The organism is Micromonospora sp. (genome assembly GCF_048594385.1).
GTDB classification, from domain to species: Bacteria; Actinomycetota; Actinomycetes; order Mycobacteriales; family Micromonosporaceae; genus Micromonospora; species Micromonospora wenchangensis.
In genome coordinates this window covers 1-12795 of the sequence record NZ_JBMDWU010000003.1, presented here as the reverse complement: position 1 = coordinate 12795, position 12795 = coordinate 1, and the positions used below count along the sequence as shown (strand labels likewise).

General features: G+C 74.5%; 9 protein-coding genes. All 9 read left to right on the top strand.

All coding sequences use genetic code 11. From position 1 onward, the window contains the following. Positions 1 to 1326: AMP-binding protein (locus tag ACOJTC_RS00085; protein ID WP_420115245.1), on the top strand; the 1326-nt coding region annotated here is incomplete at its 5' end. Next, positions 1323 to 2471 (top strand): acyl-CoA dehydrogenase family protein, encoded by a 1149-nt coding sequence (locus ACOJTC_RS00080; protein WP_420115244.1) that lies wholly within the window; start codon positions 1323 to 1325, stop codon positions 2469 to 2471. The genes ACOJTC_RS00085 and ACOJTC_RS00080, both read left to right, overlap by 4 nt. Next, positions 2468 to 3262: an SDR family oxidoreductase gene (locus tag ACOJTC_RS00075; protein WP_204923096.1), complete on the top strand. Its 795-nt coding sequence runs from the start codon at positions 2468 to 2470 to the stop codon at positions 3260 to 3262. The genes ACOJTC_RS00080 and ACOJTC_RS00075 overlap by 4 nt, the downstream gene beginning before the upstream one ends. After that, positions 3259 to 5277 (top strand): FAD-dependent oxidoreductase, encoded by a 2019-nt coding sequence (locus ACOJTC_RS00070; protein ID WP_420115243.1) that lies wholly within the window; start codon positions 3259 to 3261, stop codon positions 5275 to 5277. The genes ACOJTC_RS00075 and ACOJTC_RS00070 overlap by 4 nt, the downstream gene beginning before the upstream one ends. After that, positions 5274 to 7322, top strand: a complete 2049-nt coding sequence (locus ACOJTC_RS00065) for an ABC transporter ATP-binding protein (protein WP_420115242.1) — start codon at positions 5274 to 5276, stop codon at positions 7320 to 7322. The genes ACOJTC_RS00070 and ACOJTC_RS00065 overlap by 4 nt, the downstream gene beginning before the upstream one ends. Beyond that, positions 7319 to 9223, top strand: coding sequence for an ABC transporter ATP-binding protein (locus ACOJTC_RS00060; RefSeq protein ID WP_420115241.1), 1905 nt, complete (start codon positions 7319 to 7321; stop codon positions 9221 to 9223). The genes ACOJTC_RS00065 and ACOJTC_RS00060 overlap by 4 nt, the downstream gene beginning before the upstream one ends. A gap of 31 nt (positions 9224 to 9254) precedes the next feature. Then, complete coding sequence (locus tag ACOJTC_RS00055; protein ID WP_420115240.1) at positions 9255 to 10502, top strand: cytochrome P450; 1248 nt, start codon at positions 9255 to 9257, stop codon at positions 10500 to 10502. 30 nt (positions 10503 to 10532) lie between these two features. Further along, entirely contained in the window at positions 10533 to 12305 is a 1773-nt protein-coding gene (locus ACOJTC_RS00050) for a condensation domain-containing protein (RefSeq protein WP_420115239.1), read from the top strand. A gap of 78 nt (positions 12306 to 12383) precedes the next feature. After that, a partial coding sequence (locus ACOJTC_RS00045) for a beta-ketoacyl synthase N-terminal-like domain-containing protein (protein WP_420115238.1) occupies positions 12384 to 12795 on the top strand: 412 nt, incomplete at its 3' end.

Here is a 12795-nt window from a genome sequence, read left to right as displayed (position 1 = left end):
CGCTTCCGGGGCCGCGCGCACCTGGCCGAGACCGCGGCGATGCTGACCGGCCCGGACGCCCCGGGCGTGGCCCACGTCCTCGTCGTCGCCAGCCACACCATCTCGGACGGCACCGCCACGCCGGACGGCACCGCCGCACCGGCCGACGCCGCCGGACTGCCGGCGGACGCCGCCGGCCCGCGCTGGCAGTGGTTCGGCCCGGCGCTGGCCCGACAGCGTCCCGACGACGCCGCACCGGCCACCGGCCGTCCCGACCCGGCGGCACTGGCCCAGCTCATGTTCACCTCCGGCACGTCGGGCGAGCCGAAGGGCGTGCTGCACCGCGTCGACACGCTGACCCGGGCCGCCGCCATGCAGGCCCGGCACCTCGGCCTGACCGCCGCCGACCGGCTGTTCATCCCGTCACCGCTGGCCCACCAGACCGGCGTCCTCTACGGCATGTGGCTGGGGTTCACCATCGGCGCGCCCGTGGTGCTGCAACCGGTCTGGGACGGCCGGGCCGCGCTGGCCACCCTGCACCGCACCGGGGCCACCTTCGTCCAGGCGGCCACCCCCTTCCTCGCCGACCTCGTCGAGGCCGTGGAGACGGGCGGGCAGGCGCCACCGGCGCTGCGGGTCTTCGTCGCCACCGGCGCGGCGGTGCCCCGCAACCTCGCCGAGCACGCCACCCGCACCCTCGGCGCGGCGGTCTGCGGGGCCTGGGGCTCCACCGAATCGTGCCTGGGCACCCTCTCCGCGCCGACCGACGCGCCCGCACACGCCTGGGGCACCGACGGGCGGGCGCTGGAGGGGGTCCGGATCAGGGTGACCGACAACGCCGGCACCGTGCTCGGCCCCGGCGTGGAGGGCAACTTCGAGGTCGCCGGGGACTGCCTGTTCGCCGGCTACCTCGACCGCCCGGACCTGACCGCCGCGGCGCTCACCCCGGACGGCTGGTACCGCAGCGGCGACCTGGCCACCATCGACGACGCCGGCTACCTGCGGATTACCGGCCGGGTGACCGACGTGATCAACCGGGGCGGCGAGAAGATCCCGGTGGCGGAGGTGGAGCAGCTGCTGCACACCCACCCCGCCGTCCGCGAGGTGGCGATCGTGGCGATGCCCGACCCGCGCCTCGGCGAGCGGGCCTGCGCGTTCGTGGTGACCCGGGCGGAGCTGACCTTCGCCGGGATGCAGCGGTTCCTCGACGGCCACAAGGTCGCCAAGCAGTACTGGCCCGAGCGGCTGGAGACGGTGGCCGCGCTGCCCCGCAACGTGGTCGGCAAGGTGCAGAAGTTCGTGTTGCGTGACCAGATCAGCGCAACGATCGGCGAGGAGGCAGAGTGACCCAGGCCGATGGCACGTCGTTCGCGACGTTGGCCCGCGAGGTCGAGGCGTTCGTCCGGGGCCCCGGCGAGGAGTACGCGGCGGCGATCGAACGCGACCGCAGCGTCCCCGCCCAGCTCTGGACGGACCTGCGCGACCGGGGCTACCTGCGGCTCGCCGCGCCGGTCGACTACGGCGGGGCCGGCCTGTCCTTCACCCAGTACCTGCACCTGCTCGAACTCTTCTCGATGTCGCACGCGTCGCTGCGGATGATCGTGCACGTCTGCAACGGGGTGTGGCGCTCCATCGACCAGTTCGCCTCCGACGAGCAGCGCAAGAAGTTCGTGCTGCCGCAGGTCGCCGGGGACCTGCGGGTCGCGTTCACGCTCACCGAACCGACCGCCGGCACCGGGGCCGACCTGCGCGCCAGCGTGGTACGCGACGGCGACACCTACCTGCTCAGCGGCGAGAAGCACCTGATCACCTTCGGGGTGAGCTGCGACTACTGGCTGCTGTTCGCCCGGCTCGACGGCAGCACCGGCAAGGACGGCACGGTGGCGCTGATGGTGGACCGGCACGTCGAGGGCGTCCGGGTCGAACCCATGCCCGACACCATGGGCGTACGCGGCACCGACCACGCGCACCTGATCTTCGACCGGGCACCGGTGCCGGTGGCCAACCGGCTCGGCGAGGAGGGCGACGGGCTGGCCGTCGCGCTCGGCGGCTTCCTCACCCCGAGCCGGATCGGCGTGGCGATGACCTGCGTGGGGCTGGCCCGCCGGGCGCAGGAACTGGCCGTCGAGCACGCCGGCAACCGGGTCACCTTCGGCAAGCCGCTGACCGCCCGGCAGGCGGTGGCGTTCGCGCTCGCCGAGAACGCCGCCGACATCGAGGCCGCCCGGCAGCTCACCCTGCACGCCGCCCGCCGCTGGGAGGCGGGCCAGAGCGACGCCGGGGCGCTGTCCTCGATGGCCAAGCTGGTCGCGGTGGACATGCTGACCCGGGTCACCGACAAGGCGTTGCAGGCGCACGGCGGCATCGGCTACTGGGAGGGCAGCACCATCGAACGGGTATACCGCGACGCCCGCGCGCAGCGCTTCGAGGAGGGCACCAACGAGATCCAGAAGACCGTGATCGCCCGGGAGATCCTGGCGGCCGGCCGGTGACCGCCTTCCAGGACCGCACCGCGCTGATCACCGGCAGCTCCCGGGGGATCGGCCGGGCGCTGGCACTCACCCTGGCCCGCGGCGGCGGCTCGGTGGTGGTCAACTACAAGAAGAACGCCGAACTGGCCGAGCAGGTCCGCAAGGAGATCACGCAGCTCGGCGGGCGGGCCGTCACGGTGGCCGCCGACATGGAACAGCCCGAGGAGATCGAACGGCTCTTCGCGGTGGCCGCGCAGGAGTTCGGCACCCTCGACTACTTCGTGTGCAACGCGGCGGCCAGCTCCTTCAAGAACATCATGGACCTCAAGCCGCACCACCTTGACCGGTCGTACGCGATGAACATGCGCTCGTTCGTGCTCGGCGCGCAGCAGGCGGTGCGGCTGATGCCCGACGGCGGCCGGATCGTCGCGCTGTCCAGCTACGGCAGCATCCGCGCCTACCCGACGTACGCGAACCTGGGCGCGGCCAAGGCGGCGATCGAGTCATGGGTGCGGTACATGGCCGTCGAGTTCGCCGACCGGGGCATCAACGTCAACGCGGTCAACGGCGGCATCATCGAGACCGAGTCGTCCGGCTACTTCTACGACGTGCCCGGCATGGCCCCGCTGTCCGGGGTGCTGCCGCTGATCCCCAAGCAGCGGATGGGCACCGCCCAGGAGGTCGCCGACGTGATCGCCTTCCTGCTCTCCCCGGCCGCCGAGTACGTCACCGGGCAGACCCTGGTGGTCGACGGTGGCCTGTCGATCGTCTCGCCGCCGTTCAGCCGGGATCTGAGTGGTCCGCTGGCATGACGGCCGGACTGGACAGGGTGCTGCGGCCCGGCCGGATCGGTCGGCTGGTGCTGCCGCACCGGATCGTGATGGGGGCGATGCACCTGGGCTGGGACCACCGGGACGACGACGGTCGGACGCTGGCCGCGTTCTACCTGGCCCGGGTGCGCGGCGGTGCCGGGCTGATGGTCACCGGCGGCGCGGCGGTCAGCCCGGCCGGCGTCGACGTGCCGAGCTCCGGGGTGCTCGACGACACCGCCTTCCGGGACCGGCTGCGCCGGGTCGCGGGGGAGGTCGGCGCGGCCGGCGGCCTGCTCGCCCTCCAGCTCTTCCACGCCGGCCGGTACGCCCGGCCGACCCCCGGCGGCCCGCACCCGGTAGCCCCGTCGGCGGTGCCCAGCCCGATCTCCCGGTGCACCCCGGACGCGCTGCCCGCCGACGCGGTCACCCGGATCGTCGAGGACTTCGCCCGGGGCGCGGCGTACGCCCGTGACCTCGGGTTCAGCGCCGTGGAGATCATGGGTTCCGAGGGGTACCTGATCGACCAGTTCCTCTCCCCGCTGACCAACCGGCGCGACGACGAGTGGGGTGGCGACCCGCAGCGCCGGATGCGGTTCGGGACGGCCGTGGTGGCGGCGGTCCGGGCCGCCGTGGGTCCCGACTTCCCGGTCGTGATGCGGATGACCGGCGACGACCTGCTGCCCGGCGGCACCGACCGGGACACCGTGACGGCGTACGCCCGCGCGCTGGCCGCCGCCGGTGCCGACGCGCTCAACGTCGGCGTCGGCTGGCACGAGTCGCCGGTGCCGACGGTGCAGGCACTGGTGCCGCCGGGGCACTGGGTGCCGGTCGCGGCGGCGGTCAAGGCCGCGGTGGGCGCGCTGCCCGTGCTGGCCAGCAACCGGATCAACCGGCTGGCCCAGGCCGAGGCCGTCCTCGCCGGCACCCCGCTGGACCTGGTCTCGATGGCCCGGCCGTTCCTGGCCGACCCGGCCCTGGTGACGCGGAGCCGCCACGGCCGGCCGGTGAACGTCTGCGTGGCCTGCAACCAGGCCTGCATCGACAGGTCGCTGGTGGGGGCCGCGGTGTCCTGCATGGTCAACCCGCTCGTCGGCCGGGAGGCCGACCCGGCGACGCCGTCCGGGTCGGCACCGCACGTCGACCCGGCGGTGCGGGCCGGATCGACGCCGGTGCACGGGCCACGGACGGTGGCCGTGGTCGGTGCCGGCCCCGCCGGGCTGCGGGCCGCCCACGACCTGGCCCTGGCCGGGCACCGGGTCACCGTCTACGAGGCCGACGGGGAGCCCGGCGGACAGTTCCGGCTGGCCTGCCGGGTGCCGGGCAAGGCCGACTACGCCGAGACGATCCGGTTCCTCACCGCCGAACTGACCCGGCTCGGCGCGCAACTGCACACCGGACGGCGGATCACCGACGCCGACGAGGAGCTGCTGCGCCGCCACGACGGGGTGATCGTCGCCACCGGGGTGCTGCCGCGCCGCATCGACCTGCCCGGCGACGGGCTGCCGCACGTCCGCGACTACGGCTCGGCCTTCGCCGACGACGCGCTCGGGCGGCGGGTCGTCGTGATCGGCGGCGGCGGCATCGCCGTGGATCTCGCCCACCTGGCCAGCCAGCGTCCGGACCGGCAGGTCACCGTCCTGCTGCGCGGCGAACGGCTCGGCCCCCGGATGGGCCGCTCCACCCGCTGGGCGGTGCTGGCCGAGTTGCGCCGCCGAGCGGTCCAGGTGGTGCCGGGCGTGCGGGACCTGCGCGTCGACCCCGACGCCGTACGCCTGGTCGACGGCACCGGAGCGGACCGGTCGGTGCCCGCCGACACGGTGGTGGTCGCCGCCGGTCAACTGCCCGCCGACGACCTGGTGCGCACCGTACGCCGGGCCGGGGTGTGGCACCGGGTGGTCGGCGGGGCCCGGGACACCAGCGGGCTGGACGCGGTCCGGGCGTTCGCCGAGGGACACGACGCGGCGCTGGCGTTCCAGCGGGCCGTACGGACCCAGCGGGTGGGGGAGCCGGCATGACCGACGACGCGACGACGGCCGGCTCCGTGGCCGGGGTGGTCCGCCGGACCGCCGTGGACCGGTGGCGCATCGTCACCCTGCTGCCCCGGGCGGGCGTTCCGGCGGTGTCTGCCGCCGTGCTGGTCAACCTGCTGCTCGCCGCCGCGCCGGTGGTGTTCGTCGTCGCGACGAGCCGGATGATCGGCTGGCTGCCGCAGGCGGTCCGCGACGGCGTCGAGTCGCCGGCCTTCGGGCACCTGGTGACCGCCTTCGTGGTGGCCGCCGGGGCGCTCAGCGCCCAGCAGCTGCTGGCCCAGCTCCAGGTCACCACGGGCCTGCTGGTGCAGCGTCGGATCGACGGCGCGGTGGCCGACGAGCTGATGGCGGCCGCGCTGGGCAGCACCAGTACCACCCCGCTGGAGGATCAGGCGCTGCTCGAACAGCTCACCGAGGCGTCCCGCGAGGTCGAGCACGGCATCCAGAGCCCGGGTGCGGCGGGTGCCGGGATGCTGGCCCTGCTCGCCCGCTACGGGCAGCTCCTCGGGTACGCGGTGGTCGTCGGGGCCGCCTTCGCCTGGGCGGCGGGGTTCGGCCTGCTGGTCGCCGTGCTCGCGTTCCGCCACGGTCAACGCGGCGGCCTGCGCCGCTACGCGGCGATCTACGGGGCGATCGTGGCCCGGGTCCGCCGGTTGACCTACTTCCGGGGCGTGGCGATGGGCCGGCCGGCCGCCAAGGAGATCCGCGTCTTCGGTCTGCTGCCGTGGCTGCGTGAGCAGTACCGGCAGGCGTACCTGGACTGGATGCGTCCGGTGTGGGTGCAGCGGCGGCGGGTCTACCTGCGACCGTACTTCCTCTACACCGCCGTCGGCCTGACGGTGCTCGTGGCGGTGCTCGCCGCGTTGGGGCTGGCCGGCGGGCAGGGCCGGGTGGAGCTGACCCAACTGGCGCTGGTGATCCAGGCGGTGCTGGCGGCGGTGCAGCTCGGCGAGTTCTATCCCGAGGCCGACGTGCAGACCCAGTTCGGCATGAACGCCTACCGGGCCGTCGGCGAGTTCCGGGCCGGGATGCGCGACCGGACGTCCCCCGGGGACGGCCCGACCGACGACCCGGCCGACGCCGCCCCGGCCCCGGCCGTGGGGCACGCCCCGGCGGACATCCGCTTCGAGGGGGTGTCGTTCCGCTACCCGCACCGTGCGACGCCGGTCTTCACGGACCTGGATCTCACCCTGCCGGCGGGGGCGTGCACCGCCATCGTCGGCCTCAACGGCGCGGGCAAGACGACGCTGGTCAAGCTGTTGGCCCGGCTGGCGCTGCCGGACGCGGGCCGGATCACCGTCGGCGGCCGGCCGATCGACGAGCTTCCCACGGCCCGCTGGCGACGCGACCTCGCCGTCATCTTCCAGGACTACCTGCGGTACGCCACGAGCGCGGCGGACAACATCGCGCTGGGGGCGATCCGGCACGCCGACGACCGGGACGGCATCCGGGCCGCCGCCGAGGCCGCCGGCATCCTCGCCACCCTCGACGCGCTGCCGCGTGGGCTGGACACCCCGCTGAGCGGGCAGCTGCGCGACGGGGTGGACCTGTCCGGCGGGCAGTGGCAGCGGGTGGCCATCGCGCGGGCGCTGTTCGCCATCCGGCACGGCGCGTCGGTGCTGGTCCTCGACGAGCCGACGGCCAGCCTGGACGTCCGGGCCGAAGCCCGGTTCTTCGACGAGATCATCGCCGCCACCACGGGGGTCACCACGATCCTGATCTCGCACCGGTTCGCCACCGTCCGCCGGGCGGACCACATCGTCGTGCTGGCCGAGGGACGGGTGGTCGAGCAGGGCTCGCACGCGGAACTGCTCGACCGGGGCGGCCGGTACGCCCGGCTGTTCACCCTCCAGGCGGAACGCTTCGCCACCCCCGCCGCCGACACCCCGCTGGCCGACCGTCCCGACGCCGGCCCGCCGACCGGCCATCCCGACGCCGGCCCACCGGCGGGTGATCCCGGCACCGGTGCGCCGGTCGACGGTCCGGACGGCGGCGCGGTGGACGTCGGGTCGACGCGGAGCGTCAGGTGAACCGGGGCCTGCTCTCCGCCGGCTGGGCGCTGTGGCGTACGTCGCTGCGGCAGGACCGGCGCAAGGCGCTCACCGCACTGGTCCTGGTCGTCGCGGGCGCGGTGGCGTGGCCGCTGGTGGCGGTGCTGCTGCGGGTGCTCTTCGACGCCGTCACGGCCGGCCGGCCCGTCGCCGCGAGCCTCGCCGGGGTGGGCGTGGCGCTCGGCCTGATCGCCGGGCTGACCCTCGGCCACTTCGCCCACATCGCCTACTTCGAACTCGCCGAACTCGACGTCCTGCACGTGCACCAGGAGTTGATGGACGCCACCAACGGCACGCCGGGGATGGCGCACTTCGAACGGTCCGCGTTCGCCGACAAGATCACCGTGCTGGAGGAGGACGTCGAGCAGCTCCGGGTCGGCCTGCAGGCCGTGCTGACCGGCGTCGGCCTGGCCGTGGCGATGACGTTGACGACGGTGCTGCTGGCCGTACTCCATCCGCTGTTGTTGCTGTTGCCGTTGGCTGCCGTGCCGCCGTTGCTGGCCGGCCGGTGGGCGGAGCGGATCGTGAACCGGGCCCGGGAGGCCGGTGCCGAGTCCACCCGCCGGGCGTCAGGGCTGTTCGGGCTGGCCACCGACGCCGCCGCCGGCAAGGAACTGCGTGTCTTCGGGCTCACCGGGGAGGTGCGACGGCGTCACCGCGGCCACTGGCAGGACGCCACCCGACGGTTGTGGCGGGCCCAGCTGGTGGCGAGCCTGGTCCGGATGACCGGGCAGTTGGCGTTCGCCGCCGGATACGTGCTGGCGGTGCTGCTGATCCTGCGCGACGCCGTCGCCGGCCGGCGCGGGGTGGGTGACGTCGTCCTGGTCGTCACCATCGCCGCCCAGGTCAACCAGCAGGTCGCCGCGGCGGTCGGGGTGTTGCAGGACCTCCAGCGGCTGCGCAGCGTCTACCGCCGGCTCGACGAGGTGCACGACCTGGTACGCGCCGCCGACCGGCACCCGACGCCCGCCGACCCGACGCCCGGTCACACCGCCGTCGGGCCGACCGTCGGTGTCGGGCCGGCTATCGCTCTCGGGTCGGATGCCGGCGTCGGGTCGACAGCCGCTTTCGGGTCGGTCGCCGCCGGTGCGCCACCGGCCCGGCTGCGGGAGGGTATCCGGCTGGCCGGGGTCACCCTGCGCTACCCCGGCGGCGCGGAACCGGTGGTCACCGGTCTCGACCTGCACCTGCCGGCCGGTGCCACGGTCGCCGTGGTCGGCGAGAACGGCGCCGGCAAGACCACCCTGGTCAAGCTGCTCTGCGGCCTGCTGACGCCGACGTCCGGCCGGATCCTCGTCGACGGCGTCGAGTTGGCCGCGCTGTCCATGCCGGGCTGGCGCGAGCGGATCGCCGCCGGCTTCCAGGACTTCGTCCGCTTCGAGCTGCCGGCCCGCCAGGCCGTGGGCGTCGGTGACCTGCCCCGCCGCGACGACGACCAGGCGGTACGCACGGCGCTGGGCCGGGCCGGCGCCGACGACCTGGTCGGGCAGCTCGACGAGGGACTCGACACCCCGCTGGGCCGCAGCCACACCGACGGGGCGGAGCTGTCCGGCGGCCAGTGGCAGAAGCTCGCCCTCGGCCGGGCGTTCATGCGCGACGACCCACTGCTGGTGGTGCTGGACGAGCCGACCGCCGCGCTCGACGCGGAGGCCGAGTACGCGTTGTTCGCCCGCTACCGCGAGCAGGCCCGGGAGGTGGCCGCCCGGACCGGCGCGGTCAGCGTGTTCGTGTCCCACCGGTTCTCCACCGTGCAACTGGCCGACCTGATCGTGGTGCTCGCCGACGGTGGCGTCGCCGAGGCCGGCAGCCACGCCGACCTGCTCGCCGCCGGGGGTCGGTACGCCGAGATGTTCGAGCTCCAGGCCAGGGCGTACCGGTGACCGGCCCCCAACGACTGCGGAGGACGATGCAGTGACCAGCGCGACCCAGACCGACGAGTTCGACCCCTTCTCGCCCGAGTCCATGGACGACCCGTACCCCGCCTACGCCGAGCTGCTGCGCGCCGAGGAGCCGCTGTACCTGGCCCGGCGCGACATGTGGCTGGTGATCCGCTACGAGCACGTCCGGTTGGCGGCGAAGAACCACGCCGGCCTGTCCTCGGCCGACGGGATCGCCTACCACCGTTCGACGCTGCCGGTGCTCTTCGGACTCGACCAGCCGGACCACACCCGGCTGCGCGCCCTGATCCGGCACGACTTCTCCCCGCGCGGGGTGCAGTTCTGGCGGCCGTTCATCGAGCGGGTCTGCGGCGACCTGCTCGACGAGGCCGTGGCCACCGGTGACATCGACCTCGTCCAGCAGGCGATCATCCTGCAACCGGTGAAGGTCATCACCACCATCGTCGGGGTGCCCGACGACAACCTCGCCAAGCTCAAGCTCACCGCCGGCGTGCTGGAGAGCTTCATCGCCAACGCGAAGGTCGGCGAGGACGCCCCGGAGGACCCGGACGAGAACGCGCTGCGGTTGCAGGCCGCGAAGGCGGCGCTGTCGTCGGTCGCCGGACTCTCCGGCTACCTGGGCAACCTGCTCACCCGGCGGCGCGACGAGCCGGCCCGCGACGACGTGGTGTCGAAGCTGTTCGCCGCCGCGGCCACCGGCGGGGTGACCGAGAACGAGATCCTCTGGCTGTGTCTCACCCTGCTGGTCGGCGGGCAGGAGACGATGACGCACTTCCTGGGCAACATGCTCGACGCGCTGCTCAACCACCCCGACCAGTTGCGTCTGGTCCGCGAGCGGCCGGAGCTGATCGGGCCGACGATCGAGGAGACCGCCCGGTTCTACCCGCCGGTGCAGAACGTCTTCCGCACCGCCACGACCGACGTAGTGGTCGGCAACACCACCATCCCGCAGGGCGCCCGGGTGGAGCTGTCCTTCGCCGCCGGCAACCGGGACCCGCGCAAGTTCCCCGACCCGAACGACTACCGGATCGACCGGGTGACCGACGGTCACCTCGGCTTCGGGGCGGGCATCCACACCTGCGTCGGCGCGCACCTGGCCCGCCTGCAGGCCACCACGTTCCTGCGGATGCTGCTCGAACGCACCGACGACATCGAACTCATCGGTGAGCTGGTCAAGGTCGCCAGTCCGGCGTTCCGGGGGCTCGACCACCTGCCGCTGCGGCTGACGCCGAGGTCGTCCGGCCCGTTCGCGCGGGCGTAGCGGGTACGAGGACCGTGGAGAGGGGGACGGGTGACCGACACCAGCACCAGCGCGGGCACACTCAGCCTGACGTTCACCGGCCAGGGAGCCGGCACCGGGCCGCTGACCTGGGCACAGAGTGTCATGTGGGGGCCGATGCAGTGGTTCGGCAAGGAGGCGAACCAGTTCAACATCGGGCGGGCCCTCGTGCTGCCCGAACCGGTCGCCCCGCAGCGGCTGACCGCCGTGCTGCGGCACCTGGTCGAGACGCACCAGACCCTGCGGACCCGGTACGTCCAGCGGGCCGACGGGCCCCGCCAGGAGGTCGCCGCCACCGGGACGTACGACGTGGTGGTGGTCGACGACCAGGGTGACCCGGCCCGGGTCGGTGACGAGCTGGTCGCCACGCTGACCGAGGCGGCGTTCGACCACGAGGCGCAGTGGCCGCTGCGGGTCGGCTGCGCGCGGGACCGGGCCGGCCGGATCAGCGCCGTCGCCCTCGTCGGCTCGCACCTGGCGTTCGACGGCTGGGCCTTCACCACCCTCACCGACGTGCTGCTCGACCGGCTCACCGGGGCGGAACCGGCCTCCGACGCGCCGCCGTCGGGTCAGACCGCGCCGCCCGCCGCCCGGGCGGCCGGCGGTGTGCCGCAGCGGTTGGCGCAGGACGCCTTCCAGCGGTCGGCGGACGGCCAGCAGTCCAGCCGGCTGGGGCTGCGGCACTGGGAGCAGGGGCTGTCGGTCGCGCCGGCCTCCATGTTCGACCTGCCGGCCGCGCCGACCGGTGACCAGCCCGTCGAACGGCACCTGCTGGACTCCACGGCGGTCACCGCGGCGGCGACCGCGCTGGCCACCCGGACCCGCACCTCGTTCTCGACCGTGCTGCTCGGCCTGACCACCCTGATCCTGACCGCCTACAACGGGCACCGCACCGCCGTGTTCAAGCTGATCGCCGGCAACCGGCTGGACCGGGACAGCCGCGACCTGATCGCCCTGAACACCCTCGACGCCCTGCTGGTCCACCGGGTCGACGACGACGTCGATCTGCTCACCGCGATCCGCAACCTGCACCGGCCGGCGTTCGACGCGTACCGGCGGGCCCAGTGCGACCCGGCCGGGGTGCGCGGGGTGGTCGAGCGGGTCGGCCGGCGGCGCGGGGTGGCGTTCGACCTGTCCGCCTACTTCAACAACGGGCACCGGGGCAGCGACTGGGCCACGCCCGACCCGGACCCGGGGCCGGACCGGCTCGCCGTGCTGCGCCGGGACTCCCGTTACTCCCGGCTGGAGCCGCTGTCCAAGAGCGACATGAGGTTCTACGTCGCCGCCAGCAACCTGGGCGACGGCCGGTGCCGGCTCGGCCTGCTGGTCGACACGGCGTACCTGCCGGGGTCGCTCGGCGAGACGGTCATCCGGGGGATCGAGACGCTGCTGTGCGACGCGGTCACCGAGGAGGTGCGGGTCGCCGAGATCGCCGGGCGGATCGGCCTGACCCCGGCCCGCCGGGGGGCCGACTGGGTGTCCACCCCGACCGGCTGGGTCCGTCCGCAGGCGGTGGCGGACCTGGTCGGCGAGGTGGCCGGGGGTGCCCCCGCGGCGGCCCTCGTCGACCCGGCGGGTGACGGCGGGGTGACGGTGTACGTGGCCGCCTCCGAAGGCTCGCCGCGGGAACTGCACCGGCGGGTCCTCGACGCGCTGCCCGGTCGGCCCGGGGTGGCCGCGCCGGCCGGGTACGTGATCTGCCGGTCCGCGCCGCCCGTCGGGGCCGGACCGGACGCCTGGCGGGACGTGCCGGTGTCCGCCCGGGGATCGGGGCGCGATGCGTAGGGCGGCGGGCGGGTCACCGGATGCCGTGGACGGATGCCGGGCGTCGATGGTGACTGATAGTGTTCTATCGGTCGTTCGGTGGCGGGAGAACGGAGCCGGGGCGCGATGCTGGGGGGCGACGGCGAGATGATGACCGACGACGTCGTCATCACCGGGATCGGTGCCGTCACGCCGCTCGGTCTCGACCGTGACAGCACCTGGCAGGCCCTGCTCGCCGGCAAGTCGGGCGTCGGCCCGGTCACCGCCTTCGACGCCGGCGCGCTGCCCACCCGGATCGCCGCCGAGGTGCGCGGCTTCGCGCCGGCCGAGCACTTCACCGGCACGCAGCTGCGGCGGATGGCCCGGTTCAGCCAGTTCGCGGTGGTCGCCTCCCGCGAGGCGGTCGCCGACGCCGGGCGCTCCGTCGACGGCGGCAACGCCGCCCGGGGCGGGGGGGTGGGGAACGCCGCGGTCGCCGGGGTCGGCACCGTCGGGGGCCCCGGACGCGGGC

Coding starts and splice junctions, on each gene's coding strand:
- ACOJTC_RS00065 (WP_420115242.1), top strand. CDS start 5,274: ATGACCGACGACGCGACGACGGCCGGCTCCGTGGCCGGGGTGGTCCGC.
- ACOJTC_RS00070 (WP_420115243.1), top strand. CDS start 3,259: ATGACGGCCGGACTGGACAGGGTGCTGCGGCCCGGCCGGATCGGTCGG.